Annotated in this window: 31 protein-coding genes and 1 tRNA gene; 23 read left to right on the top strand and 9 right to left on the bottom strand. The window is 62.8% G+C overall.

The genetic code is table 11. The features are described 5' to 3' along the window. From WDM24_RS01485 to WDM24_RS01470, 4 genes are all read left to right on the top strand, one after another. Entirely contained in the window at positions 1 to 267 is a 267-nt protein-coding gene (locus WDM24_RS01485; protein WP_176535463.1) for a hypothetical protein, read from the top strand. A gap of 264 nt (positions 268 to 531) precedes the next feature. Next, on the top strand, positions 532 to 726 hold the full coding sequence (locus WDM24_RS01480) for a hypothetical protein (RefSeq protein WP_176535461.1): 195 nt from the start codon (positions 532 to 534) through the stop codon (positions 724 to 726). A gap of 246 nt (positions 727 to 972) precedes the next feature. Further along, the gene (locus WDM24_RS01475; RefSeq protein WP_338830171.1) at positions 973 to 1,485 is read left to right on the top strand and encodes an ATP-binding protein; all 513 of its coding nucleotides are present in this window, start codon (positions 973 to 975) and stop codon (positions 1,483 to 1,485) included. Between the two features lie 50 nt (positions 1,486 to 1,535). Beyond that, entirely contained in the window at positions 1,536 to 2,147 is a 612-nt protein-coding gene (locus WDM24_RS01470; RefSeq protein ID WP_338830170.1) for a hypothetical protein, read from the top strand. 155 nt (positions 2,148 to 2,302) lie between these two features. On the opposite strand, the gene WDM24_RS01465 is transcribed toward WDM24_RS01470, so the two are convergent. Together WDM24_RS01465 and WDM24_RS01460 are read right to left on the bottom strand one after the other, a co-directional pair. Beyond that, positions 2,303 to 2,569: a DUF3892 domain-containing protein gene (locus tag WDM24_RS01465; protein WP_176535459.1), complete on the bottom strand. Its 267-nt coding sequence runs from the start codon at positions 2,567 to 2,569 to the stop codon at positions 2,303 to 2,305. Between the two features lie 810 nt (positions 2,570 to 3,379). Next, the gene (locus tag WDM24_RS01460) at positions 3,380 to 3,625 is read right to left on the bottom strand and encodes a hypothetical protein (protein ID WP_338830169.1); all 246 of its coding nucleotides are present in this window, start codon (positions 3,623 to 3,625) and stop codon (positions 3,380 to 3,382) included. Positions 3,626 to 4,206: 581 nt separating this feature from the next. On the opposite strand from WDM24_RS01460, the gene WDM24_RS01455 reads away from it, so the two are divergent. From WDM24_RS01455 to WDM24_RS44295, 3 genes are read left to right on the top strand one after another with little or no spacing between them, the layout of a single operon-like run. Then, the gene (locus WDM24_RS01455; protein ID WP_338830168.1) at positions 4,207 to 4,464 is read left to right on the top strand and encodes a hypothetical protein; all 258 of its coding nucleotides are present in this window, start codon (positions 4,207 to 4,209) and stop codon (positions 4,462 to 4,464) included. Further along, on the top strand, positions 4,430 to 4,855 hold the full coding sequence (locus WDM24_RS01450; protein ID WP_338830167.1) for a hypothetical protein: 426 nt from the start codon (positions 4,430 to 4,432) through the stop codon (positions 4,853 to 4,855). The genes WDM24_RS01455 and WDM24_RS01450 overlap by 35 nt, the downstream gene beginning before the upstream one ends. Positions 4,856 to 4,861: 6 nt before the next feature. Beyond that, positions 4,862 to 5,167: a twin-arginine translocation signal domain-containing protein gene (locus WDM24_RS44295; protein ID WP_414645800.1), complete on the top strand. Its 306-nt coding sequence runs from the start codon at positions 4,862 to 4,864 to the stop codon at positions 5,165 to 5,167. Here WDM24_RS44295 and WDM24_RS01445 read toward each other — a convergent pair. Then, the gene (locus tag WDM24_RS01445) at positions 5,164 to 5,559 is read right to left on the bottom strand and encodes a hypothetical protein (RefSeq protein ID WP_338830166.1); all 396 of its coding nucleotides are present in this window, start codon (positions 5,557 to 5,559) and stop codon (positions 5,164 to 5,166) included. The genes WDM24_RS44295 and WDM24_RS01445 overlap by 4 nt on opposite strands. Beyond that, the gene (locus WDM24_RS01440; protein ID WP_338830165.1) at positions 5,556 to 5,714 is read right to left on the bottom strand and encodes a hypothetical protein; all 159 of its coding nucleotides are present in this window, start codon (positions 5,712 to 5,714) and stop codon (positions 5,556 to 5,558) included. Before WDM24_RS01440 ends, WDM24_RS01445 begins: the two co-directional genes overlap by 4 nt. A gap of 323 nt (positions 5,715 to 6,037) precedes the next feature. On the opposite strand from WDM24_RS01440, the gene WDM24_RS01435 reads away from it, so the two are divergent. Continuing rightward, the gene (locus tag WDM24_RS01435; RefSeq protein WP_338830164.1) at positions 6,038 to 7,138 is read left to right on the top strand and encodes a hypothetical protein; all 1,101 of its coding nucleotides are present in this window, start codon (positions 6,038 to 6,040) and stop codon (positions 7,136 to 7,138) included. A 274-nt stretch (positions 7,139 to 7,412) separates the two neighbouring features. On the opposite strand, the gene WDM24_RS01430 is transcribed toward WDM24_RS01435, so the two are convergent. After that, positions 7,413 to 7,670 carry a hypothetical protein gene (locus tag WDM24_RS01430; RefSeq protein WP_338830163.1) on the bottom strand — a complete coding sequence of 86 codons (258 nt, stop codon included), beginning with the start codon at positions 7,668 to 7,670 and terminating at the stop codon, positions 7,413 to 7,415. 90 nt (positions 7,671 to 7,760) lie between these two features. After that, positions 7,761 to 7,850: transfer RNA gene (locus WDM24_RS01425), tRNA-Ser, on the bottom strand. 213 nt (positions 7,851 to 8,063) lie between these two features. On the opposite strand from WDM24_RS01425, the gene WDM24_RS01420 reads away from it, so the two are divergent. Then, positions 8,064 to 8,927: an alpha/beta hydrolase gene (locus WDM24_RS01420; RefSeq protein WP_338830162.1), complete on the top strand. Its 864-nt coding sequence runs from the start codon at positions 8,064 to 8,066 to the stop codon at positions 8,925 to 8,927. A 211-nt stretch (positions 8,928 to 9,138) separates the two neighbouring features. Here the strand turns inward: WDM24_RS01420 and WDM24_RS01415 are convergent, their stop codons facing one another. Together WDM24_RS01415 and WDM24_RS01410 are read right to left on the bottom strand one after the other, a co-directional pair. After that, positions 9,139 to 10,296 (bottom strand): ROK family protein, encoded by a 1,158-nt coding sequence (locus WDM24_RS01415; RefSeq protein ID WP_338830161.1) that lies wholly within the window; start codon positions 10,294 to 10,296, stop codon positions 9,139 to 9,141. 108 nt (positions 10,297 to 10,404) lie between these two features. After that, positions 10,405 to 11,208 (bottom strand): SDR family oxidoreductase, encoded by an 804-nt coding sequence (locus tag WDM24_RS01410; protein ID WP_338830160.1) that lies wholly within the window; start codon positions 11,206 to 11,208, stop codon positions 10,405 to 10,407. Positions 11,209 to 11,332: 124 nt separating this feature from the next. Here WDM24_RS01410 and WDM24_RS01405 point away from each other — a divergent pair, with 124 nt between their 5' ends. From WDM24_RS01405 to WDM24_RS01390, 4 genes are all read left to right on the top strand, one after another. After that, positions 11,333 to 12,283, top strand: a complete 951-nt coding sequence (locus tag WDM24_RS01405) for a GlxA family transcriptional regulator (protein ID WP_338830159.1) — start codon at positions 11,333 to 11,335, stop codon at positions 12,281 to 12,283. A gap of 256 nt (positions 12,284 to 12,539) precedes the next feature. After that, entirely contained in the window at positions 12,540 to 13,010 is a 471-nt protein-coding gene (rplU, locus tag WDM24_RS01400) for a 50S ribosomal protein L21 (RefSeq protein ID WP_338830158.1), read from the top strand. Between the two features lie 102 nt (positions 13,011 to 13,112). Further along, entirely contained in the window at positions 13,113 to 13,382 is a 270-nt protein-coding gene (gene rpmA, locus WDM24_RS01395) for a 50S ribosomal protein L27 (protein WP_166300640.1), read from the top strand. Positions 13,383 to 13,551: 169 nt separating this feature from the next. Then, positions 13,552 to 14,148, top strand: coding sequence for a GNAT family N-acetyltransferase (locus tag WDM24_RS01390; protein ID WP_338830157.1), 597 nt, complete (start codon positions 13,552 to 13,554; stop codon positions 14,146 to 14,148). Positions 14,149 to 14,180: 32 nt separating this feature from the next. Here the strand turns inward: WDM24_RS01390 and WDM24_RS01385 are convergent, their stop codons facing one another. Then, complete coding sequence (locus tag WDM24_RS01385; protein WP_166300636.1) at positions 14,181 to 15,095, bottom strand: DMT family transporter; 915 nt, start codon at positions 15,093 to 15,095, stop codon at positions 14,181 to 14,183. Positions 15,096 to 15,262: 167 nt separating this feature from the next. Between WDM24_RS01385 and WDM24_RS01380 the strand changes: the two genes are divergently transcribed. The 10 genes from WDM24_RS01380 (at position 15,263) to WDM24_RS01335 (ending at position 25,555) form a co-directional block, all read left to right on the top strand. After that, positions 15,263 to 15,742, top strand: a complete 480-nt coding sequence (locus WDM24_RS01380; protein WP_338830156.1) for a MaoC family dehydratase — start codon at positions 15,263 to 15,265, stop codon at positions 15,740 to 15,742. Positions 15,743 to 15,948: 206 nt separating this feature from the next. Next, positions 15,949 to 16,998, top strand: coding sequence for a GTPase ObgE (gene obgE / locus WDM24_RS01375; RefSeq protein ID WP_338830155.1), 1,050 nt, complete (start codon positions 15,949 to 15,951; stop codon positions 16,996 to 16,998). 82 nt (positions 16,999 to 17,080) lie between these two features. Then, entirely contained in the window at positions 17,081 to 18,223 is a 1,143-nt protein-coding gene (gene proB / locus WDM24_RS01370) for a glutamate 5-kinase (protein ID WP_166213303.1), read from the top strand. 112 nt (positions 18,224 to 18,335) lie between these two features. After that, entirely contained in the window at positions 18,336 to 19,628 is a 1,293-nt protein-coding gene (locus tag WDM24_RS01365; RefSeq protein ID WP_166300630.1) for a glutamate-5-semialdehyde dehydrogenase, read from the top strand. 45 nt (positions 19,629 to 19,673) lie between these two features. Continuing rightward, entirely contained in the window at positions 19,674 to 20,297 is a 624-nt protein-coding gene (locus tag WDM24_RS01360; RefSeq protein WP_166307839.1) for a nicotinate-nucleotide adenylyltransferase, read from the top strand. Positions 20,298 to 20,483: 186 nt separating this feature from the next. Continuing rightward, positions 20,484 to 20,852 carry a ribosome silencing factor gene (gene rsfS, locus WDM24_RS01355; protein ID WP_029081351.1) on the top strand — a complete coding sequence of 123 codons (369 nt, stop codon included), beginning with the start codon at positions 20,484 to 20,486 and terminating at the stop codon, positions 20,850 to 20,852. A gap of 50 nt (positions 20,853 to 20,902) precedes the next feature. Further along, the gene (gene rlmH, locus WDM24_RS01350) at positions 20,903 to 21,385 is read left to right on the top strand and encodes a 23S rRNA (pseudouridine(1915)-N(3))-methyltransferase RlmH (protein WP_338830154.1); all 483 of its coding nucleotides are present in this window, start codon (positions 20,903 to 20,905) and stop codon (positions 21,383 to 21,385) included. A 40-nt stretch (positions 21,386 to 21,425) separates the two neighbouring features. After that, a complete protein-coding gene (locus tag WDM24_RS01345) occupies positions 21,426 to 22,832 on the top strand; it encodes a murein hydrolase activator EnvC family protein (protein ID WP_338830153.1) in 1,407 nt (468 codons plus the stop codon). Continuing rightward, positions 22,829 to 24,199, top strand: coding sequence for a S41 family peptidase (locus WDM24_RS01340; protein WP_029081348.1), 1,371 nt, complete (start codon positions 22,829 to 22,831; stop codon positions 24,197 to 24,199). Before WDM24_RS01345 ends, WDM24_RS01340 begins: the two co-directional genes overlap by 4 nt. 138 nt (positions 24,200 to 24,337) lie before the next feature. Next, a complete protein-coding gene (locus WDM24_RS01335) occupies positions 24,338 to 25,555 on the top strand; it encodes a divergent polysaccharide deacetylase family protein (RefSeq protein WP_338830152.1) in 1,218 nt (405 codons plus the stop codon). Positions 25,556 to 25,616: the final 61 nt, after the last annotated feature.

The raw sequence follows: 25,616 nt of genomic DNA, 5'->3' as shown, positions 1-25,616 counted from the left end.
ATGGGTATCTCAACTTCACTAGACTTCATGGTGCCGGAAATGTCGGCCGGCGGACCCATCCAGATTATTCTTCCCGCTAGTTGCATAACGTTGTCCAACAGCGAGATCGCTGCGGACGCCGAAATTGGCGACGTGCTTGGAACGCTGGCGATTAATGCCGCCTACGAAGGCACGGTTGTTTGGGAAATGGTCGATGACTCCAATGGGCGATTTGCAGTCAATCCATCAACGGGCGTTGTGACCGTGGCCAAAAGCTTGAGCGACTGATGCTGCATGCGGCGAGCGCCGCCCAGGGCGTCGCGGCGTAGGAAGGGCGATAAGCCCGGGCAGCCCGAGCCCCCCTTAGTTGGGGCTTGCCGCCCACCTCGGACCTTAGACCGAGGAGAGGTGATCGGGCGCCACAAGAGGGTTGGGTCGAGGCAGTGCATCCTGAGCGGCTGGGTGTCGCAGGCATAGGGGCATTCCTGCAGCGGGACGAATTCCCGTAGCTTTCCGGTGCAACTGGCGCGCGGCATTTGTTAGCCCCTACCAATGCCGAAGACTTTCACCCATAGGGGCGTTTCGTTCGACGTGATCCGCCGCTATGAGGATCAGTTCGAGATCGTCATTCATCTCGACGATTCAAAAACGCGGAGCACCGTGAGAACGCGCCTGCCAGAGTTGGCAAAGCGCCGCGCTGAAATGCTCATCAATCGCAAGCTGAAAGACAAAATTAGGCCAGTGTGAGATGGCTCAATTGACGGTCGCCGAATTCGCAGACCTTGCGGAATAGGTCCGGGCCGATCTCGCCCTGCTCATAGTCGGACGAATCGTAGGCCTCACTAGAATCTTAAACTAGGTTGACCGATCTTATGAAACTTATCGGATTCCAGCATAAGATCGCTATAGATTTGTAAGTTACCCTTTAGTCGGGTTGACCCAAGCCCCTTGTGCAACTTAGCTCATTTGCCCATAATTTTTTTAAGAGCTAAAGTGGACCCAGTTGCGAACCCATATGCTCCAGGTGCCGGGAGCCAGCCGCCCGAGCTTGCCGGTCGTAGCGAGATTGTCAGCCGGACCGAAACAACACTTGCTCGTGTTAAAGCGGGGCGACATGCGAAGAGCTTTATGTTGGTCGGGCTCCGGGGCGTCGGAAAGACAGTTCTGCTGAATCGAATTGCCCAGATCGCTGAGGATGATGGCTACACCGCTACGGTGATTGAGGCGCCAGAAGGCAAGTCTCTGCCGGAGCTTCTAATCCCATGCTTGCGAAAGATTCTGTTCCAACTCGACACCAAGGAAAAAGTCACCGTCGCGGTAAAGCGCGGAATGATGGTGCTGAAGTCATTTGCCAAAGCGGTTAAGGTTACGGTGGGCGAGGTGGAAATTGGTTTGGACATCGACGCAGAGAAAGGTACCGGCGACAGTGGGGACCTCGACACAGACCTGGCTGATCTCTTCGAGGTAATTGGCGCCGCTGCTAAAGCAAGGAATACTGCGCGATAATCATCGACGAGCTTCAATACATCAAAGAGACTGAGTTCAGCGCTCTCATTATGGCCGTTCATCGCATTTCGCAGAAACAGTTACCCCTAATCGTGATCGGTGCGGGCTTGCCTCAGTTGGTCGGCCTTGCGGGCAAAGCAAAATCATACGCTGAGCGTCTCTTTGACTACCCAGAGGTGGACGCACTGAACGAAAAAGATGCCGCAAGCGCTTTGAAGGAACCCGCAAAGCGAGAGGGCGTCGACTGGCATCCTCAGGCGCTCAAACTGGCGGTCCAGCTAACACGCGGATATCCATATTTTCTTCAGGAGTGGGGATACCACTCTTGGAATGCGGCCAAAGCCGGCTCCGGTAAAATCACAACTAAAGATGTAAAGGCAGCTAGCGAAGCAGCGAGGTCTAACCTCGACGACAGCTTCTTCCGTGTGAGATTCGATCGCGTTTCGCCTCGCGAGAAGGATTACATGTTTGCCATGGCAGCGCTTGGGCCGGGAGCTCATCGCTCAGGCGATATCGCAACCGAACTCGGAGTTCCGGTCGAAAGCGTTGCTCCAGTTAGAAGCTCCCTGATAAAAAAGGGAATGGTGTATAGCCCGGCTCATGGTGATACGGCGTTCACCGTGCCGATGTTCAACGAATATTTGATTCGGATCGGCCGCTAGGGCCGCCGACGCGGTATGGCCGATCCGAACGCTTCGATACCAGACCTTCAAATCCAAACTCGCAAGCTTTCCTGAAGAGGTCGGGGCCATCTCGCCTTGCTCGAAGTCTGAAACGAAAATGCCCTCCGGCCGGCGCGCGAGAGCCGACATGCTGGTCACGGGCAATCCGGAAGACTCAGAAGATTGTCGGGAAGAAAACGATCGTTCGCGGTCTTGAGGTACTCGCGACCATCGTGTTTTTTGACGGTCACCTTGACCGTCTTGCCCTGCTCAGTGACCTCATAAGAGCTTTTGTCGCGTCTGACGTTTGCAATGGCTGTTTCTTCCAAGTCTTGCCATCCTGAACCACCGACTGCTTGAATACGCCGATGGCGGTCTTTATGGTTAGGCAGCCTGGTAATGCAGGTAATGCGGCGAGTCATGGCTCACTCCTATTCGTCTCCAGCGGCAGAACGGCATCACAGCAAATCCCCAATCAACCAAGTGAGGATACGGGGAGCTGCCTTACGGCCCGACGTGCGTCACTATTATCCCGACCAGCAGGACGGCGCTTAAGACCGCAAGGCCAATACAAATGCGAGCCGGGATTGAATAAGAACGGAAGTGTGGTTGTTCGAATATGCCACGCACCTCTGAGTTCTTTCCTTGGGCGTCGCGGGCTTCGGGATCGCGGCCTCTCACTGTCGCTTTAGCTCTCCCGCGTCGCGACAAGGTCTCGTCCGAGAATGCCGACCCGTTTGTTCAGCGCGTGGCGCAACGCATTGCCCTCACATGCCGTCATCCTGCCAGCAGACCGCTCGGATATACAATCCGTCATGACCCGTTGAATCTGGACTAGCGTCATACTTTCGATCTGGGCAATGCGCTTCTTAACTTCGGCGCGCAAGTTGGCAGTCTCTTTAGACATCGTCAGATCCTGATGCTCCACGGAGTCCAGCCCGAAAGGCTAACGACGTTTGACGGTACAGCATCAACATTGGATCGGCTCCTACCTATTCTAAGGGGGGGGGGCAGCCAGGCAGAATCGCGTCGCCGGTCAGGACGACAACCGACGCGACGGCTCACGCTATTCAAGGGGCAATCCGTTGTGCGGGTGAGCCTTGGTGGTGTCGTCCGGCGTCGTCGTAGCCAAGGCTCTCACGCAGCTTTCGTCAATCGGTGCGGAAGCGGAAGGCGTCGTAAGCGTGGAGTAGGCCGCCTCAGTCGACGGCCTTGGCCTTGCCGCAAGGCGCCTAGGTAGGCTTACGCCGTTCGCTCTCAACCCTATTCGCCGCCTTTAGCTGGTCTGTGATGTAGTCGGAGATATTCCCGATCTCAGCCTGCAGGTCCGCTTCCGGGATACTTTGTTCCTTGGCAGCATCGACGAGTCGGCGGCTCAATTCGGCCACATCCTGGGACGCGCCGATGGTCCGATATTGTTCGACAGCGTGAACGCTATTTTCGATCCAAAAATCGATAAACTCGCGCGCCTTGCTCATCGTGCATCCTCTCCGCAAACCAAAGACCAGCGTTAGCGCCGGTGAGCAAACGCAGCAAGGGCAGCTCGAAGCTTCTGACGAGCCGACGTTCGGCAGTCAGCCGGAGGCGCGCCTTTGGCGAAATTGATCACTTCGCATAGTCTGCGGTGGGCGAGGCTCGATCATTCAGTCGTTGCAGGAGGTGCGCGGGAGTGTTGGGTGCGCGAGCCTGCGGGCGGTCCACGCCTGGCAGGCCACAGCGTCGGCCTCGAGTCGGGCTTCCTTGGCCCCGGCTCGGTCGGCTGAATAACTACTAGGGTTAGAGGATTTGCAGCCCCTCAGCAGTTCGGGCTTTAGCCGAGCGGCGCCGGAAGAGGGGGGCGATGGCCGGGGAAGCCCGCCCGTCCCGTTGGCGCTTTCAAGGGCACTTGAACCATTTCGCTGGCCAAACCGACAAAAAGCCATCAAAATGGCCCTGTTAACCCTTTAAAGATACTTTCCGCCTCCTAATTGAGGTTCCGGCGCTTGCACGCACTGCGGGAACTTGGCATGCTTCTGCCCGTTATTGTGACGCTGAAGCCGTATTTATTCAGGTGAATCTCATGACTGAACTCGAAGTAATGAGAGCCCTAGGTATTTTTTCTTTCATTGCCGTTATCTTTCCTATCGTGAAGCTGGCCTTTGGGATTTGGAAAAACTCTGTTCCGAGGTCCATCGTGTTCGTCGATAAGGATGGATATGTGGTGAAGGAGATCACTGCCGAAAGCGTTCAGAAGATGGACACCAAGGAATTGGTGTCGCTGCACGACCGCATCCGGCAGAAGCATGACATCACCATCGGCACTAGAGCAGCAGCATAGCGACGCTCCTCCAACCGACATTACCAATAGGCCGCGCGGCCCCGGCACACTTTCAAAAGTCGCCGGGGCTGGCGTTGGTACAGGTTGGATCGTCATTGCCCAGAAGTTCGGATTAGGCGAGCCGTGGACCTTGGCTCTTGAGGGCGCGGCTCCATGGATTGCGGTCTTCATCGGAGCCGCCGGCCCGCTTGTCAGCGCCTATATCTTAAACAAGTTCAATTTGCGTGGTCTAAAAGCAGCCATGGCTGAGTTTGAGATTCAGGTCGCTGCAGCTCCCGTGGGGTCGCCAAGTCGCGCGACCGCAGAAGCAAATCTTGAGCAGCTTCGTCAGATGATCAATGAAAACCTGATTGACACCGCGTCTATCTTTCGGCGGCGCAGGCCCCATTAGCCCAATATATGTGCCGCCGCCATAGCCGGTGATGGTCCGCCCACTTGCCGCGCTTCAAGGCTAAACCTCACATCGAGACGGCGGTTTCTCGCCGGTACCGCCGCCGCGGCCGCCCTGGCCGGCGCTCCCGCGCTTTCGGCCGAGCCACCCGTGGATCCGGCTCTGGACGCCATCGCCCGGCATCGGCAAGCCTTTGCCGACCTCTTGGCGGCGATCAGGTTCGTTCCGGACAACCCGCTGAGGCCACAACCGCCGACGCCGCGAAGGCCAACGACGTCGGGCCGTGTCGTGTCGCTTAACCGACGGCGCTAGCTTTTGTTCTCTCGCTCAGCCCGGAATGTGGCCACGTCGTTTTCGATTTCCTCATTGACCCGATCGAAATGACCAGGATCTTCTAGCTGAAGCTCCTCTATCGCATCCGCAGCTGCGTTGGTCAGCCGACCAAGTTCGTCCTTGACCAAATCGTAGGGTGGATCGATGTTTCGCAGCAAGAGCTCTGACCGAAGATCGACCTCAGCGATGCGCAGGTTCCCGTCTTGGAATTTTGCTGCCAATCTCCGGAAGGCCTGGACCCAGGCAGCAATCAGATCATCAATCGATAGCGATTGATGTTTTCGACCTCGCGCAGCGTACTCCGCTGCCTCATTGGCCTGCTCGCTGGCAAGCCATGCTTCCATATCTCTTCTGAAATCGTCCCGGCTCATTTCTTCGCCCTCAGCCCAATTTCGACGAGGCGGCGGATCGCGTCCGAAACATTCGGGATGGGGTGCTGCTTTGCACGCCATTTTTCGATTGCATCGATCATCTCTTGGTCGAATCCGATGACCTTTTTGATGGGGTAAAGCTCCGGCCTGGGCATTCAAGGTCCTGTGATAGCGCATATGCGGTATTGACAAGCGTATATATCGCATACATCACATATGCAGACCGGAGGGAAGCGCCAACTTCCCATCCGGTCCTAACCCAAGCCAAGGAGTTACCCATGGCGAGAGCTGACTCAAATCATACCACAAAACCCCTGTCTTCGCTTTTCCAGGACCCCGTGCTGCGCGCCGCCTTCAGGGCCGCCGAGGACGATGGGCTTAGCCCGGCAATGGTCGACGTTGACCATCCGCGCCGCTTAGATGGTGGCGCTGCCGCCGTCTGCCGCATCCTCGAGACGGTTTAACGGAGGGCGCAATCATGAAGGCAACCAGCAATAGCGCCACGGGCGCTGAACAATTGTCGTCGTCACTTTTGACTCCCGATAGCGGCCCAATCGCAGGGCAGGGAGTCAAAAACGACGGTGAACCATCCGGCGTGTCGCAGATTCCCTCCGGCGGGACTGGGATGAACCGGAGGTCAGTCATGAATATGTTTGTGAGTGGTGCGGCTCTCGCGGGCGCGGCCGTCGTCGGGGAGCCGCGGCCGGCAGAATCGGCGGAGATGCCAAAAGCCTTTGACGTTGACACCGCTCGCCCAGAATTGCGCGATGCGATCAAGACGTTGGAGGAGGCTTATTACGCGCTAAGAGAAACTGACGCAGTGCATAGCGCGGCGTTCAAGACTTGGCGCGAATGGGAGACGAAAAACCCGTGCCCCCCGCCAGGTCGGGCGGAAAAGAAGTGGTACCGAAGGTCTGGAAAAGTACGGGACGAACTCGGTCTTGATGCGTCGCTCGAGGCCAGGGAGCGGGCTCAGCATCTCTACCGTTCGGCTCAGTTGGACGTCGGCAAAGTCGGGGCGGTCAACTTCGAGGAGCTGGCTCTCAAGGCGGCGGCATCCGTCGCTTTCGAGGGTGGCATCTCGGAGAGCTCTCGTCATCACTTGCTGATGGAGCGCCAGTTAGTAGCGTTTTCGGTGGCCCTCGACGCAGTCTCGCTGGCCACCGCTGCGGGTTACAAGCCGCCGGAGAATTGGGCGCTCGATCCGGAGAACAGGGCTCGCAGCGCCCTCATGCGAACTGCTCAGAAAAACCCGGGGGCGCTGGAGCGGGATGGGAAGCTGACCGAAGCCGGCCTGCTAACGAGGTACCAGAGCTTCCTCGTGCAGGAACTGCAGACGGTCAGTTGGGTCCTCTATCGCGAACCCAATTTCGCGAGAAATTACGTTATCTTTGATGACGCGGTTAGGGTCGTGTGCGAGCGAGAAAGACGAGAGGCCTCCCTTCAAGAGCCACTCAACGAAAGGCGCGCTTACATGCCGTTCTTTGACGAGGATCCGCTGCCCGAGCGCGCCCGCGCCGTGCTGGGGTCGCTCGGCATCGATACGCTGACGCCGGACTTGGCGGGAGCGACGACATGAAAGCTCATCAGGAGCCAACCATGGCATCGGCGCCACGCAATTCAGATCGCCTGCCAGCTGCCCGAATACCGCGAGGACGCGCTGGCGGTGCTGCGATTGGCGGAGCAACTCGTCACCGACTTCCTGTTCGAGGGGAAGCCGATGGACGGCACTCGGCCGATAATGGCGGTTGTGCACCGCATCGATTCACCTGATCGGAGCTGACTGGAGAGTTCGCAAAAGTAACGCCGCCGGGCTCGAAATACGCGTCCCGGCGGCGATTCCACACGCGGCTTTAGTCCCGTGTGATCACCAAGAAGTCGTAGACAGTTTGCCCTTCATGGCCCGGCAGTGAGTGTTGCGTGTACCGGTTCGCGGTCGTTATTCGGTAACCGTCCTCGCCTTCATGGCGGAAAGCATCCTGGACCATGCGCTGAAAAGCAGCCATGGCGTCGAGGCTCTCGTCGGCGGCGCTGATAGAGAAAGTGCGGTCGGTCTTGATATCAGAACGGTGGAATGCCGAACCTTTGCGAAGCTCATCGAAGTAGCCCATCGCAACCCCCGCTCGCTCTAAACTTGGTTGTGCAGTCAATTGTGCGTAGATGCCGCAAAGCCAGTTAACTAATTGAAATATATAGAGTGATGGCGGAGAGGGAGGGATTCGAACCCCCGATAGGCTTGCACCTATGCCGCATTTCGAGTGCGGTGCATTCAACCACTCTGCCACCTCTCCGATGGCCCGGGTGATTTGCGCCACCCGCGGTCGGGGCGTGTTCTAGGCGAGGATGGCGGGCCAGACAAGGCGCTGCAATAATATTTCCGTCACCGGCGCCTCGTCTCATCGAAGCACCGGGGGTGATGCAAGAAAGCGCGCGGAAACAAAGCGCTAGCGGGCGGTTCTGGTTCGATCGTCGCGCGGGCGCACCAGAGGGAGCAGGAGCGGACCATGGAGCATGCGACGATTCGGGCCAATGGCGCGGCGTTCCACGTCGCGCGGACCGGGAGCGGCAAGCCGCTGCTGCTGTTGCACGGCTGGCCGGAATTCTGGCTGACCTGGAAGCCGGTGATGGCGCGTCTGGCCGACCGCTACACCCTGATCGCCCCCGACCTGCGCGGCTTCGGCGACAGCGACAAGCCCAACGGCTCCTACGGCCCCGATCAGCATACCGACGACATGCTGGCGCTGCTGGACGCGCTCGGCATCGAGAAGGCAGGCGTGGTCGGTCACGACGTCGGCGGCGCGGTGATGCAGCCGCTCGCCCGCAAGGCGCCCGGGCGCATCGCCGGTCTGTTTTTCTTCGATTTCGTCTATCCCGGCATCGGCCCCCGGATGGCCGCACCCGACCGGCTCAACCACATCTGGTACCAGTCGTTCCACCAGATGGAGATGGCGCCCGCGCTGGTCGGCGCCAGCCGCGAGACCTGCCGCATCTACATCGGCCATTTCCTGCACAATTGGGCGCATCGCAAGGCTGCGTTCGACGACGTGATCGAAGACTTCGCCGACAACTTCTTCAAGCCCGGCAACCTCGCCGGCGGCTTTGCGCATTATCGCGCTTCTCATGCGGGGCGCGTGAAGATGATGCAGGGCGAGGCCCCCGCGCTGCCGCCGATCACCGTGCCGACCTGCATCCGCTGGGCCGAGCACGATCCGCTGTTTCCCTATGGCTGGACCGACCGGCTGGGCGAGACCTTCTCCAATCCGGACCTGAAGATGTTTCCCGATGTCGGGCATTTCCCGCATCGCGAGGACCCCGACGGCGCGGCCGCCGAGATCGCCGGCTTCTTCGGACGGATCAATTGGAGGTAGAAAGTGGTGGGACCGCCAGGACGCGACAAAAACTGGCGGTCCCGTGCCGCTTCTCAAAAATGCCGGCCGGGAAGTGCGGCTTCGCCGGTCGGCGGGAGCGACACGGGTCACGGTAGCGGCCGACGCCGAAACGGCAACGCGAACCCGATCTTAACCTAACCGATCAACCTTACCGCGCGATCGGCCGACACAGGCGAGGTTCAGGCATCGCTCAGGCGTCGGCCTTCTTGGCTTTTTTGGCCTTTTTCTCGCTCTTGTCGTCCTCGTCGTCCTTGTCCTTTTTCTCGGCCTTCTTGTCGTCCTTGCCGTTGTCTTTCTTGCGATTGGTGTAGCGGGCGTTGCCGAGCCCGGTTCCGATCGTCAGCACGCCCCAGCGCGCGACATCCTGCATGAACGGGACCTCGGCCAATCCCTGCGCCACGCCGTCATTATGCATCACGATCGCGGTGTCATGATCGCCGATCTGCGGGATCGCCTCGACCAGGCTCGCCGGCAGGTTGAATTTGCTGCTCTCCCAATTGCCCGGCAGGTTCTGCGCGCCCTTCTCGATCGAGCCGTCCTCCTTGATGACGCCGGGACAGGAGATCCCGATGAATGGCGCGAGCCTGAGATTCTCCTTCTCGGCGGCGGCGATCAGATCCTTCAGCATCTTCACCAGCCGCTTCACCGCGCCTTCGCGCGTCGGCTCGTCGTCGGCGTGGCGCCACAGCTCCGATTTCCAGACCGTTGCCTTGGAGAGATCCGGCTCCTTCTTCCAGCGCGTCTCGACGACGCCGCAGCGAATATTGGTGCCGCCGATATCGACCGCGAGCACGCCGTCATGGGCTTCGAAGATCCACGATGGTGCCAGATGCAGCGTGCCGATCAGGCCGGCGTCATCGGGGTGAAAGCGGATCGGCACCAGATCGACCTTGAGACCCTCCGACTTCAGGATGATGTCGGTGCGCGCGATGGCGAGCTCGCCGAGCCGGCTGTCGCGAAAACCGCCGCCGACCACGATGCGCTCGGTCTTGGCCCAGGCCTTGGTGTTGAGGAAGCGCCGCGTCACGTAGGCGAGTTCCTGCGCGAACTCCTCGATCGCGCTGTGCACGACCGCGGAGGCCTCGGTGTCGTCACCGACCAGCAGCTCATCGAGCTTCTTCTTGCTGATCTTGTCGGACGGCTCGTCGCCGAACGGATCTTCGTCCGACTTGCGCAGCGGCTTGCGCCAGCGGTCCAGGATCTTGCGGAACGCGCCCTTTGAGGCGCGATCGCCGAGAAAACCCTCGTCGTCCTTCAACTCGATGTTGAAACTGTCGATGTCGACAGACGGCAGCCGCGCGGCACCGTGGTGCGCGATGCCCGTGGTCAGTCCAGCGTCGTCAGCCATTTAGCCCTTGCCTGCCCGCTTGAGGTTCCCAGCACTAACGGCGGGGAACCCAAATGGTTGCTTTCCCGCGCGGCGCTTTGGCCGGCGCGGGAGGCAATTCGCAAGGCGTCAGGCGGCCTTCACGGCGTAACGCGCCGCAGGCGCGCTGCGGGACAGGTTCAGCATCAGCTTCTGACGGGCGGCCTCATAGGCCTGCCAGTCGGCAACCTCGGGCAACGACGGCACGGTGATGACTTCGCCCTGATCGAGCCCGGCAAGCGCGGCATCGACCATGTCCTCCGCCTTCATCACAATCTGGCTGGGCAGGTGCTCGACCGGCGTGCCGGCCAGACCCCAGAATTCGGTGGCCGTGGCGCCCGGCAGCACCGCCTGGACGCGGATGTTCTTGTCCTTCAGCTCATGCTGCAGCGACTGGGTCAGCGCCAGCACGAAGGCCTTGCTGCCGCCGTAGACGCCGTTGAGCATTTCGGGCGCGACGCCGACGACCGAGGCGATGTTGACGATGGTGCCGCCGCCGCGGGCGACGAATCCCGGCACCGCCGCATAGGTCAGGCGCATCAGCGCGTCGACATTGAGCGCGATCATGTCGCTCATCTTGTCGACATCGGATGCGAGCAGCGGCGCCGTTGCACCGACGCCGGCGTTGTTCACCAGCACGCTGATGCCGGCGTTATCGCGCAGAATGGATTCGATCCGTGCAACGTCACCGCGCTTGGCGAGGTCGGCGGCGACGATCTCGATCGAACGGCCCGTCTCCGCCGACAGACGCCTGGCGAGCCCATCGAGGCGCTCACGGTTGCGTGCGACGAGGATCAGATCGTAGCCACGCCGTGCGAGCCGGTCCGCATAGATGGCACCGATTCCGGACGACGCACCGGTAACGAGCGCCGTTCCCTTGGCTGACTTGGTCATGTTGGTCTCCTGTTTGACCTAGACGGCCGGTCTTGGCCGCTGCTCAGGTTCTACAGGCCCCCTTGCATGTCTCAAATGTCATATATACACCTTTTTAGGACACAGATTCCCGTCGGAGGGTTCCATGCAGGAGATCGGCTTCGTCGTCTTCCCGGAGTTTCAGGTGATGGGCTTTGCCGCCATCACTGCCTTCGAGGTTGCCAACCTGATCGCAGGCGAGCGCTTCTATGAGGTCACGCTGCTGTCGGAGCACGGTGGGCCGGTGCGATCTTCCGCCGGCTTCAATGTCGAAACGGAAGCCTTTGGCGATCGCAGCTTCGACACGCTGTTCATTGGCGCCGGCCACGAGCTTCATCCGGCATCCCCTGAATTGACCGACTATATTCGCCGCGCCATGACGGTGTCGCAGCGTATCGCCGCGCCCTGCATCGGCGCTTTTTCGCTGGCTGAGGCAGGCCTGCTCGATGGCCGGCGCGTTTCCACGCACTGGCAATTTGCCGCGGAATTGCAGGCGCGATTTCCCAGGCTCAAGGTCGAGCAGGACCGCATCTACATCGTCGACGGGCCGATCTGGACCTCGGCCGGCATGACCGCGACGATCGATCTGGCGCTGGCGATGGTCGAGCACGATCTCGGCATCGAGGTCGCGCGCTCGGTGGCGCGCAAGCTTGTCGTCTATCACCGCCGCACCGGCGGCCAGTCGCAGTTTTCCGCACTGCTCGAGCTCGAGCCGAAATCCGACCGCATCCAGAACGCGCTGAACTATGCCAAGGCTCACCTGCGCAACGAACTGTCGGTGGAGGAACTCGCCGAGATCGCGCGACTCAGCCCGCGCCAGTTCAGCCGCGCCTTCCGGGCCGAGACCGGCCAATCGCCGGCCAAGGCGATCGAGCAGCTCCGGGTCGAGGCTGCCCGCGAATTGATCGGCGACGGCCGCCATTCGATGGACGAAATCGCCGGCGAAACCGGCTTTGCCGACCGCGAACGGATGCGGCGGGCGTTCCTGCGGGTGCTGGGCCAGCCGCCGCAAACCATCCGCCGGCACGCACGGGCCGCCGCGCAGACCGCAGCTTGAGGGGAAATCCGGGCGAAAACCGCGCCAAACCCTTCATGTTTGGCCGGTTTTTGCCCTGCTTTACCTTGACTCCCCGTCGTTTGCGGCTATAAGTCCGCCCATCCGGCGCGGGGATTTTCTCGCGCCGATCGTTTTTGTGCGATCCAGTTTGGGAATTCATTCCCTTCGCGCGAAACACATAACCCATAGCGACTGAACAAAAAGCCGACCCGGGCTAACCGTCCGAGGCCGGAACCGAACACGAAGGAATCAAACGATGTTCGCAGTCATCAAAACCGGCGGCCGGCAGTACCGTGTCGTTCCGAATGATGTACTCGAGATTGGCAAGATCGCCGGCGATGTCGGCACGATCGTGCAGCTAGGCGAAGTTCTGGTGCTCGGCGGTGACACGCCGGTGCTGGGAACGCCCACCGTGGCAGGCGCCACCGTTGCGGCCGAAGTGCTGCAGCACAAGCGCGGCGCCAAGGTGATCGCGTTCAAGAAGCGTCGCCGCAAGAATTCACGCCGCAAGCGCGGCTATCGCGACGAGCTCACGGTGCTTCGCATCACCGAGATCCTCGCCGATAACGCCCAACCGACCGTCGGCCCGCGGCCGAAGAAGGAAAAGGTCGCAGCGCCCGCTGATGATGGCGAGGACGCAGCACCGAAGACGGCCAAGAAGAAGGCGCCCGCAAAGGCGCCGGCCGCAAAGAAGGCTCCGGCCAAGAAGGCCGCGGCCAAGAGCTAACAAGAAGTGATCGTCGCGTTTTCAGATTTGAAGCGTGACAAAACGTGAAATGATTCCGTCAAGGAATTGATCTAGAGATCAAAGCGAAGTCGGAGACGAGCTATGGCTCATAAAAAAGCAGGCGGTTCATCGCGTAACGGACGTGATTCCAAGGGCAAGCGCCTTGGCGTCAAGGCGTTCGGTGGCGAGCGCGTGATCCCCGGAAACATCATCGCGCGTCAGCGCGGCACCACCTGGCATCCTGGCCTTAATGTCGGCATGGGCACCGACCATACTCTCTTCGCCAAGGTCGAGGGTCATGTCGAGTTCCGTGCCAAAGCCAACGGCCGCACATTCGTATCGGTTATTCCGATGGCGGAGGCGGCCGAGTAGACGGTGGACACACATGAGTCCGCCGGGTCCTGTTGAACCGGCGGAGTCGCAAAGGGCTCCAAGGGGAGGCGGGATGACCGGCCTCCCCTTTTCGTTGCGCGCGTTCCGGTTCGACCGCGCGTGACGTTCCAAGCGTTGCGTACCGATTGTCGCATCACAGGAGCTCGACATGTTGCAGGACATCCCGACGCCGATCTTGCGCGAGGCAAGAGCTTGCGTCCTCGAGACCGAACGGCTGACATTGCGCAAGCCGACGCTCGCGGACGTAAAAGCCATTGCGCGGCTCGCCGATGACCGCCGCATTGCGGAGAACACCCGCCGCCTGCCGCATCCCTATACCCAGGACGACGCCATCGACTTCGTGCGCGCACTCGGCGCGGGCAGGCGCGAGACCGTCTTCCTGATCGAGAACAATCACACCCCGATCGGCATGGTCGGCATCGACTGGCGCGAGGAGACCGCGGCCGAACTCGGCTACTGGCTCGGCGTCGACCATTGGGGCCAGGGCTTTGGCACCGAGGCCGCGCGCGCGATGATCGACTACTTCTTCGAGGAATTCGATCTCGACCAACTGATCGCGGGCGCCCGCGTCGTCAACCCGTCGTCGCGCAACATCCTCGAGAAGTGCGGCTTCCAGTGGAGCGGCGTCGAGCTGCACCGCTTCGAGGCGCTGGGCTCATCGAGCCCGGTGGATGCCTTCCGGCTGTCGCGCGGCGTCTGGGCTTCGCTGAAGAGCTGGAACAACTCGACCCGGCGGCAGAGCTGATTCTTCACCCTCCCCCATGGGGAGGGTGAACATCACGCCGGCGGATTCACCGAGGAGTCTCCGCGTCCGAGCTGCTGCTCGCGCACGAAGATGTAGAGGCCGGCCGCGATGATAATCGCGGCGCCGACGATGGTGGCCCAGGACGGCACGTCGCCGAACACCACGAAGCCGAAGATCACCGCCCAGACGATCATCGAATATTGGTAAGGCACCACCACGCTCGCCGGCGCGAGTTTTAGCGAACGATTGACGCACAATAGCGCCGCAACCGAAATGATGCCGGCGGTGAAGAACAGCACGAGACTGCCGGCGCTCGGCGTCACCCAGCCGAACGGCGAGAGCACAAGGCCCAGGATGAACGTGCCGCCGAATTGCGATGTCGCCAGCACGATATCGGGCGTTGCCCGCAGCGAGCGCGTGATCAGCATCAGCACCGCAAACGACAGGCTGCCGCCAAGCGCGATCATCGCCGGCCAGCTGATCGTCTGCGCCGACGGCCGCAGCGCGATCAACACCCCGCAAAAGCCGACCAGGATCGCGGTCCAGCGCCGCCAGCCGATATGCTCGCCGAGCACGAGGCCGGACATCGCGGTGACGAAGATCGGCCCGGCCAGATAGTAGGTGATGACGTCGGCGAGCGGCAGATAGACGGTCGCCAGGAAGAAGGCGGCGACCTCAAGCGTCGACAGCGTGACCCGCAGCAATTGCAGCCACGGCCGCTCCAGATGCAGGAAATCAGCCCGCCGCTGCCAGACGATCGGCAGCAGCACGAGCAGCGCCGCGCAGGCGCGCAGCCACAGCAATTGCCCGACCGAATAGGTGGCGACGATGAATTTGCCCATCGCATCGCCGAACGAAAACATGAAGATCGACAGCAGCATCAATCCGATGCCGGCGAGCCGCGCCGATCGATCGTCATAGGAGGACAGTTTTGCGAACAGGCTCATTGTTGTCTTGTTGCCGCCGCGCGTGAATCGGGCCGGTCTTGCTGCCGGTTTTACCGACGTGGCGATGCAGGACAACCCCACCGAGGGCATATCGAACCAATTGTCGCAGTGCGGCGGCTGCGCTACCGCTAGGCCAGCCCTTCAAGAACGAGAGCAGGAAACGCCGCATGAGCGAATTCGACCCCACCCAGCATCGCATGGTCCCCGCGCAGCGCTGGTTCGAGGATTTCGTGCTCGGCGAGCGCTTCGTGATTCCGAGCCGGCCCCAGACCTCGGCGGTGTTCGCGGCGTTCCAGACCGCGAGCGGCGACACCCATCCGATCCATTACGACGTCGAATATTGCCGCACGCGCGGCATGCCCGACCTGCTCGCCCATGGCTTCCAGACCCTGGTGCACACCGCGCCCGGCGCGGGGCTGTTCCCCTATGTCGTCGAGGAGTCGCTGATCGGCTTCCTGGAACAGTCGAGCAAGTTCCTGAAGCCGGTCTACGCCGGCGATACCATTTACCCCGCGCTGGAGGTGATCGAGCTCGTTCCGGGCCGGACTACGGGCGTCGTGACGCTGCGCTCGACCGTGCATAACCAGCGCCGCGAGCTGGTGCTCGAAGGAATGCAGAAATTCCTGGTCCGGCGCCGGCCAACATAGCGTCAGGGGCCGCAAAAAGGCCCGACAATTAAGGCTTTTCGCCGAAGTCAGGGCCTTTCCGGGTTGCCGCAGCGGCCACCCTGCCCTAACTAGAGCACACCGGTCCTGATGAAATCAGAACCGGTGCGCTCTCGATTCTCGTTTTGACGCGTTTTCTTCACGCGAACCGGCGACCACTTCGCTTGAAAACGCTATAGTTGAACATCATGAAATTCCTCGATGAAGCAAAAGTCTATATTCGCTCCGGCGACGGCGGCAACGGCTGCGTCGCGTTCCGGCGCGAGAAGTTCATCGAGTTCGGCGGTCCCTCCGGCGGCAATGGCGGTCGCGGCGGCGACGTCATCATCGAGGCCGTCGACGGGCTGAACACGCTGATCGACTACCGCTACCAGCAGCACTTCAAGGCGCCAAAAGGCACCAATGGCATGGGCAAGGACCGCCATGGCGCCAACGGCAAGCCGATCGTGCTGAAAGTGCCTGTCGGCACCCAGGTGTTCGACGAGGACCGCGAGACCCTGCTGCACGACTTCACCGAGCTCGGCGAGAAATTCGTGCTGGCTGAAGGCGGCAATGGCGGCTTCGGCAACGCGCATTTCAAATCTTCCACCAACCGCACGCCGCGCAACGCCAATCCCGGTGCGCCGGGCGAGGAACGCTGGATCTGGCTGCGGCTGAAGCTGATCGCCGATGCCGGCCTGGTCGGCCTGCCCAACGCCGGCAAATCGACTTTCCTTTCGGTGGTCAGCGCGGCGCGGCCGAAGATCGCCGACTATCCCTTCACCACGCTGCATCCGCAGCTCGGTGTGGTGAACTACGGCGGCCGTGAATTCGTGCTCGCCGACATCCCGGGCTTGATCGAAGGCGCGCACGAGGGCGCGGGCCTCGGCGACCGCTTCCTCGGCCATGTCGAGCGCTGCCGCGTGCTGCTGCATCTGGTCGATGCAACCTGCGAGCATGCCGGCAAGGCCTACAAGACGGTACGCACCGAGCTCGAAGCCTATGATGGCCAGCTCGCCGACAAGATCGAGATCGTCGCGCTCAACAAGATCGACGCGGTCGCGCCCGACGAGCTGAAGAAGCAGAAGGACCGCCTCAAGCGGGCGGCGAAGAAGACGCCGTTGTTGCTCTCAGGCGTGACCGGCGAAGGCGTGCAGGACGCCCTGCGCACGCTGGTCGAGGTGATCGGCGAGGCGCCGGTATCCAACAAGGCCAAGGCTCAGGCGGAGCCGTGGGCGACGCCGCTGCCGCAGGGTTGAACGGCAACAGCCGAACAACACCTGTACTTCCCAAGCCACCTTGTGGCGCGTATTGCTTCCACCTTCCTGCCAGACCGAACCCATGAAACGCCCCGCGCTCAAGAACTTTCGCCGCATCGTCGTCAAGGTCGGCTCCTCGCTGCTGGTCGATTCGCAGGCCGGCGAGGTGCGCGCGTCCTGGCTCGCCGCGCTGGTCGACGACATCGCCAAGCTGCACAAGGGCGGCCGCGAAATCATGGTGGTGTCGTCGGGCTCGATCGCGCTCGGCCGCAGCCGCCTGAAGCTGCCACGCGGACCGCTGAAGCTCGAGGAGAGCCAGGCTGCCGCGGCGGTCGGCCAGATCGCGCTGGCGCGGATCTGGTCGGAGGTGCTCGGCCATCACGATATCGGCGCCGGGCAGATTCTCGTGACGCTGCAGGACACCGAGGAGCGCCGCCGCTATCTCAATGCGCGCTCGACCATCGCAAAGCTGCTCGAATGGCGTGCGGTGCCCGTGATCAACGAGAACGACACGGTCGCGACCACCGAAATCCGCTACGGCGACAATGATCGCCTCGCCGCCCGCGTCGCCACCATGACCAGCGCCGATCTGTTGATCCTGCTGTCCGACATCGACGGCCTCTACACCGCGCCGCCGGCGGTCGATCCCGACGCGAAGCTGATCCCGGTGGTCGAGAGCATCACCTCGGAGATCGAGGCGATGGCCGGCTCGGCCGGGTCGGAACTGTCGCGCGGCGGCATGACCACCAAGATCGAAGCCGCGAAGATCGCGACCACTGCCGGCACCCATATGCTGATCGCCTCCGGCAAGATCGAGCATCCGTTGCAGGCGATCGCCGATGGCGGTCGCTGCACCTGGTTTCTGACCCCGGCCAATCCGGTCACCGCGCGCAAGCGCTGGATCGCAGGCTCGCTCGAGCCGAAGGGCACGCTGACCATCGATGCCGGCGCGGTCGCAGCGCTGCGCGCCGGCAAGAGCCTGCTGCCGGCCGGCGTGATCAGGGTCGACGGCCAGTTTGCCCGCGGCGATGCCGTGGTGGTGCGCGGGCCCGACACCCATGAGATCGGCCGCGGCCTGGTCGCCTACGACGCCGAGAACGCCGAGAAGATCAAGGGCCGCTCCTCGCCTGACGTGATGGCGATTCTGGGCATCAGCGGCCGGTCCGAGATGATCCATCGCGACGATCTGGTGATCGGCCCGGCCGGAGCGATCCCGGCCAAGTAGGCCATTGGACGACAAGCCCGGCCTGCCGCCCACCTGCCATGCCGGTTCCGCGCCTCGCCAACCCATCAATTGCCATGCTAGAACATGGCCTTAATCCAAAGCTGGGACTTCCATGAGCGCGCCCCTGAAGGCGATCGACGGCAACGCCGATCTCTCCGCCCTGATGACCGACCTCGCCGCCAAGGCGCGCGCTGCCGCGCGCGTGCTGGCGCTGACGCCGCCGGAGCAGAAGGACCGCGCGCTCGCCGCGATCGAACGCGCGATCCGCGAGCATGCCGCGGCAATTCTCGCCGCCAATGCCGAGGACGTCGCGGAGGCGCGGGCTGCCGGTATGACCTCTGCCTTCGTCGACCGGCTGACACTGACGCAGGCGCGCGTCGCCGGCATGGCCGACGGCGTAGCCACCGTGCGCGAAATTGTTGATCCGGTCGGCGCCGTCACCGAAAGCTGGCAACGTCCGAACGGCATGACCATCGAGCGCGTCCGCGTGCCGCTCGGCGTGATCGGCGTGATCTTCGAAAGCCGCCCCAACGTCGCCGCCGACGCCGGCGTGCTTTGCCTGAAGTCCGGCAACGCCGTGATCCTGCGCGGCGGCTCCGACAGTTTCCGCTCCTGCCGCGCGATCCATGATTGTCTGGTGCAGGGCCTGCGTGAAGCCGGCCTGCCTGAGGCCGCGATTACCTTGGTGCCGACCCGTGACCGTGCCGCCGTCGGCCTGATGCTGACGGGATTGAACGGTGGCATCGACGTGATCGTGCCGCGCGGCGGCAAGAGCCTGGTCGCACGCGTCGAGGCGGAAGCACGCGTTCCGGTGTTCGCGCATCTCGAGGGCGTCAACCACATTTATGTCGATGCCAGCGCCAGGCTCGATATGGCCAAGGCGGTCGTGCTGAACGCCAAGATGCGCCGTCCCGGCGTCTGCGGCGCCGTCGAAACCCTGCTGGTCGATCGCAAGGCTGCCGCGACGAAGCTGAAGCCGCTGGTCGAGTTGTTGATCGATGCCGGTTGCGAGGTGCGCGGCGACGCCTCCGTGCAAAGCGCCGATGCCAGGGTGAAACCCGCATCCGACGAGGACTGGGACACCGAATATGAGGACGCGATCATCTCTGCGAAGATCGTCGACGGCCTCGATGAAGCGATTGCGCATATTCAAAATCACGGCTCGCATCACACCGATGCGATCGTGACGGAGGATATCGCTGCCGCGCAAAAATTTCTCAACGAAGTCGATTCGGCGATCGTGCTGCACAACGCCTCGACCCAGTTCGCCGACGGCGGCGAGTTCGGCTTCGGCGCGGAGATCGGAATTGCCACCGGCAAATTCCACGCCCGCGGCCCGGTCGGCGCCGAGCAGTTGACGAGCTTCAAGTACCGCGTCCACGGCACCGGGCAGACACGGCCGTGACCATTGTCGCACGCGCACGGTAGACCATTGCAGCAACCCTCGACCGTGCCGCACTCCGCAGCCCAGGCGCTTCCGTTCTATACCAACGGCATGCGCATCGGGCTGCTCGGCGGCTCGTTCAATCCGCCGCACGCCGCGCATCGCGCCATCAGTCAGTTCGCGCTCAAGCGATTGCAGCTCGACCGCGTGTGGTGGCTGCTGACACCGGGCAATCCGCTGAAGAACCATGATGGATTGCACGCGCTCGCCGAGCGAGCCGCGGCCGCACGCCGCGTCGCCGACGATCCGCGCATCGACATCAGCTGTCTCGAAGCTGTCATTGGTGTCCGCTACACTGTCGACACGATCATCCACTTGCGCCGCCGCGTCTCCGGCGTGCACTTCGTCTGGATCATGGGCGCTGACAATCTCGCGCAATTTCATCGCTGGAAAGATTGGCGGCGCATCGCCTCCGACGTGCCGATTGCCGTGATCGACCGACCGCCCCAGAGCTTCCGCGCCCTTGCCGCACCGGCGGCGCAGGCGCTCATGCGCTATCGCTTGCCCGAAAATCAGGCGACCCGGCTGGCCGATCAGCAGGCCCCGGCCTGGGTGTTCCTGACAGGAATGAAATCCAATCTGTCTTCGACCGGACTGCGGAACCCGGACGGGAGCTGGAGAACGGCGTGAAGCGCAAAAGGGTTACTGGAATATTGAAACCATTAACCCCACATGCGTAATATGGTGCGTGGGGCCGAGGATTCGGCACCCGCGATACAGTGAAAGGAATGGTCCCTGGCCACATCTGTATTGTCCAAGTCTGTTTTACCCAAGGTTCCAAAGACTGCGCGTAAAACATCGACGAAAACCGCGGCCTTGCAGGCGCAACCGGATGCCGACAAACCGGATGCCAACAAGACGCTGAGCCTGATCCTCTCCCGCCTCGAGGATATGAAGGCGGAAGAGACGGTCACCATCGACCTTCGCGGCAAATCCGCATATTCCGACTACATGATCGTCACCACCGGCCGGGTGAACCGGCACGTCGGTGCGATCGCGGAAAATGTGACGAAGGGCCTGAAGGAGAACGGGGTCAAAAGCATCCATGTCGAGGGCATGCCCAATTGCGACTGGGTGCTGATCGATTCCGGCGACGTGATCGTGCACGTGTTCAGACCCGAGGTGCGTGAGTTCTACAATCTCGAGCGGTTGTGGACTCAGAACCCGGCGGTCGCGGCGGTCTAAGGCCTATCGAAGCCGATGCGAATCGGCTGCAGCGCAGCTAGTCTGCGTTGATGCGCCTCGTCGTCATCTGCATCGGCCGCCTGAAACAGGGCCCGGAACGGGAGCTCGCCGAGCGTTATCGCGAGCGCTTCGAGGATATCGGCCGCAAGCTCGGCTTTCGCGGCCTCGACATTCATGAGATTGCGGAGAGCCGCGCGCGCGACACGCCCGCGCGCATCGCCGAAGAGGCCACGGCGATCTCGGCTTTGCTGCCCGACAAGCACGCGCTGGTGGCGCTCGATGAACGCGGCAAGAGCATCGACAGCACAAGCTTTGCCCAGCAGCTCGGCCGCTGGCGCGACGAGGGATTGGCGCATACTGTCTTCGTGATCGGCGGCGCCGACGGACTTTCGCCCGAATTGCAGCGCAAGGCTTCGTTGCGTATTGCATTCGGCTCCGCGACCTGGCCGCACCAAATGGTCCGCGTCATGCTTCTGGAACAGATTTATCGGGCCGCAACCATTTTGGCCGGCCACCCCTATCACCGCGCCTGAGGCGCGGCGACGGACAGTCGAAAGCGCTGAACGCACTCGGATGCAGCACAAGCGGGACACAGCTTCGTATTTGGCTTCGTATCTCGGCACCGCGCGCCGCTTCTGGTTGCCGGCGTCGCTGCCGTTGTCGATCGCCATGTTCGCTGCGTATCCGCTGACAGCGGCGCACGCGCAAGCGACACCTCCAGCGCAACAATCCGCGCCGCCGGCGCAGCAGGCCACCGCGGCGGAGACATCGCCCGATGCCATCAAACAGCGCGAGCAGGAGCTCGAGGCCGCACGCGAACAGCAGCGCAAGGCGACCGAGCTGCAGGAGAAGCTGAAAGCCGACATCGCCGCGATCGGCCAGGACCGCAGCGAGCTGAACCAGCAGCTGATCGACATTGCCGGCCAGGTGCGCGGCGTCGAGACGCGGATCGCGGACGCCGAGGCACGCTTGCAGGCGCTCGACGGCCGGGAGCGTGAAATCCGCGGCTCGCTGGATTCACGCCGGTCCGAGGTGATCGAGGTGCTGGCCGCGCTGCAGCGCGCCGGGCGGCGCACGCCGCCGGCGCTGCTGGTGCGGCCCGAGGATGCGCTGCAATCGTTGCGCACCGCGATGCTGCTCGGCGCCGTGGTGCCGGAGTTGCGCGTTCGCGCGGAGAAGCTTGCCGCCGACCTCGGCGAACTGGTGGCGCTGCGCAAGACGATCTCGACCGAGCGCGACGCGCTGGCCGGCGACCGCGACAAGCTCAGGGAAGATCAGACCCGCCTTGCGGCGCTGGTCGACGAACGGCAGCGGCAGCAGAGCGCGGCCGAAAAGGACATGGAGGCGGAAGGCGCCCGCGCCATTACGCTGTCCAAACAGGCCGACAATTTGCAGAGCCTGATCGCCAAGATGGAACAGGACCTCAAGAGCGCGGCCAAGGCTGCGGCCACGGCCAGCCTCCAGGGGGCGCCCGCGACGGTTAACGGCAAGCCCAATCTGGGGGCCCTGAAGGACCCCGCCCGCCTCAGCCCGGCGGTCGCCTTTGCCTCGGCCAAAGGCCTGTTCTCCTATCCCGTGAATGGCACCAAGATTCGCGAATTTGGCGGTTCCGACGGCGCTGGCGGCGTACAAAAAGGCATTTCTTTGGCAGCCAAGCCGGGCGCGCAGGTCACAACCCCGTGTGACGGCTGGGTTGTTTACGCGGGTCCCTTCCGCAGCTATGGACAACTCTTGATCCTCAATGCCGGGGGCGGGTATCATGTCCTGATCGCCGGGATGGAGCGTATTTCGGTAAACATCGGCCAGTTTGTACTTACGGGGGAGCCGGTTGCGACCATGGGGTCGACGTCCCAAGTTGCATCCATTCTCGCGACCAATGCGAGCCAGCCAGTGCTCTATGTCGAGTTCCGGAAAGACGGCACTCCAATCGATCCAGGTCCATGGTGGGCCGCAAATGAAGGCGAAAAGGTTCGCGGATGATGCGCAAGACTTCGGTAATTCTCCTTAGCGCCGCCACCGGCGCGGCCCTGACGCTTTTCGTCACGCAGCCCCGCGCGGTGCTGATGGGATCGAGCGCGCGCGCCGCGACGTCGGACACCTACCGCCAGCTCAATTTGTTCGGCGACGTGTTCGAGCGGGTGCGCAGCGACTATGTCGAGAAGCCCGATGACTCCAAGCTGGTCGAATCCGCGATCTCGGGCATGCTGTCCGGCCTCGATCCGCACTCGAGCTACATGGATGCCAAGAGCTTCCGCGACATGCAGGTGCAGACCCGCGGCGAGTTCGGCGGCCTCGGCATCGAAGTCACGATGGAAGACGGGTTGATCAAGGTCGTCTCGCCGATCGACGACACCCCGGCCTCGAAGGCCGGCATCATGGCCAACGACATCATCACCAATCTCGACGACGAGGCCGTGCAGGGCCTGACGCTGAACCAGGCCGTCGAGAAGATGCGCGGTCCGGTCAACACCAAGATCAAGCTCAAGATCATCCGCAAGGGCCAGGACAATCCGATCGACGTCACGCTGGTGCGCGACAACATCCGGGTCCGCTCGGTGCGCGCGCGCGTCGAGGCCGACGACATCGCCTATATCCGCATCACCACCTTCAACGAGCAGACCACCGAGGGCCTGAAGAAGGAGGTCGCCAATCTGCAGGGCCAGATCGGCGACAAGCTGAAGGGCTACATCATCGACCTCAGAAACAACCCCGGCGGCCTGCTCGAGGAAGCGGTCACGGTGTCCGATTCCTTCCTGGAACGTGGCGAGATCGTCTCGACCCGTGGCCGCAATGCCGAGGAAACCCAGCGCCGCGCCGCCCATCCGGGCGACCTGACCAAGGGCAAGCCGGTCATCGTGCTGATCAACGGCGGCTCGGCTTCGGCCTCCGAAATCGTCGCCGGCGCGCTGCAGGACCACAAGCGGGCGACGCTGGTCGGCACCCGCTCGTTCGGCAAGGGTTCGGTGCAGACCATCATCCCGCTCGGCTCGGGCAACGGCGCGCTGCGCCTGACCACCGCGCGCTACTACACGCCGTCGGGCAAGTCGATCCAGGCCAAGGGCATCGTGCCCGACATCGAGGTGCTCCAGGACGTGCCGGAAGAGCTGAAGGCGCGCACCGACACCAAGGGCGAGGCCTCGCTGCGCGGCCATCTGAAGAACGATGGCGACGAGAAGACCGGCTCGCAGTCCTATGTGCCGCCGGATGCCAAGGACGACAAGGCGCTGAAGATGGCCGACGACCTGCTGCACGGCATCAAGTCGACCTCCAGCGCGACGACGCCGGCGCCTGAGGCCGCGCGCGACAAGGCCGCGGTCGACAAGCCAGGCAACAAGGCCGCGAACTGATCCATCCAATCGATCTGGCGCAAAGGGCGGCCCTCGGGCCGCCCTTTCTGCTTTCTGCACCTGTGCTTGGACGGGAGGCCGGGGCGCGGGAATGCACCGCATCGTGCTATCGTTCGCCCTGTTGATTCGGGGAGGGTCATGGCAGAGGCGGCCGACGAACTGAGCACGCCGCTTGGGCAGACGACCAAGGGCAGGAGGCGCCGCGTCCGCCTGCCATTCACGGCGATGCAGGCGCTTGCCGTGCTGCTCGGGCTCGTGCTGGTCGGTTTCGGCGGCGTCGCGCTGTTCAACGACAATCCGCTCGGCGGCGAACCGATGGCCCGTATCGCGCTCGGCACGCCCCCGCCCGCAGTTGCCGACGACAAGCGCGCCCCGGCCGGCCAGGCCGAACCGGTGGCCAAATCCCCCGCCAAGACACCGGCCGCAGCCGGCGACGCCAAAGACGCGAAGACCGTCACCATCATCGACGGTTCCAGCGGCAAGCGCCAGGACGTGGTGATCGGCGCCGCCGATCCCGCCGACAAGGGCGATGGCGACGCGCCGGCGCTCGCGATGACCGGCATCGACCCCCGCCTGCTGGAAAAGTCGCGCTATGGCATGATCCCGGTGGTCGCCGACGGCCTGAAGCCGTTCACGGTCTATGCGGCCGACGCCGACCGCGCCAAGGCGGGCCGGATGCCGGTGGTCGCCATTGTGGTCGCCGGCCTCGGCGTCGGTGCCGCCAAGACCACTGATGCCATCATGAAGCTGCCGCCGGCCGTGACGCTGGCCTTCACGCCCTATGGCGCCGACCCCGGCAAGCTTGCGGAACGCGCCCGGACCCAACGCCACGAGATCCTGCTGCAGATCCCGATGGAGCCGTTCGACTATCCCGACAACGATCCGGGGCCGCAGACCTTGCTGACGACGCTCGGCAGCGAGCAGAATCTCGACCGCTTCTATTGGCACCTGAGCCGCCTGCAGGGCTATGCCGGGATCGCCAATTTCATGGGTGCCCGGTTCGTCGCAACCGATCTCGTGATGCAGCCCATCGTCCGCGAAGCGGCCAAGCGCGGCCTGAGCTATTTCGATGACGGTTCCACCCCGCGCAGCGTCGCGCAGAGCCTCGCCGCCGGCCAGGCGCTGCCGTTCGCCAGGGCCGATTTCGCCATCGACGCGGTGCCGACGTCGGCGGAAATCGACCGCGCGCTGGTCAAGCTGGAGACGATCGCCAAGGAACGCGGCACCGCCGTGGGCGTCGCCTCGGCGCTGCCGGTCTCGATCGAACGGCTCGGCGCCTGGCTCAAGACACTGGACTCCAAGGGCATCATGCTTGTGCCATTGACAACGGCGATGCTGAAATCAAAATCGGGCTAAAGATCAATCCGTTGGTGCAGCTTGAGACCTTGCCGGGGGCCGGGTCGGCGGCTCCGGAAAC

Origin of the sequence: Bradyrhizobium sp. 27S5 (genome assembly GCF_037217225.1) — a bacterium.
GTDB classification, from domain to species: domain Bacteria; phylum Pseudomonadota; class Alphaproteobacteria; order Rhizobiales; family Xanthobacteraceae; genus Bradyrhizobium; species Bradyrhizobium septentrionale.
The sequence above is the reverse complement of the archived record's forward strand: the minus strand, read 5'-3'. Positions and strand labels throughout refer to the sequence as shown.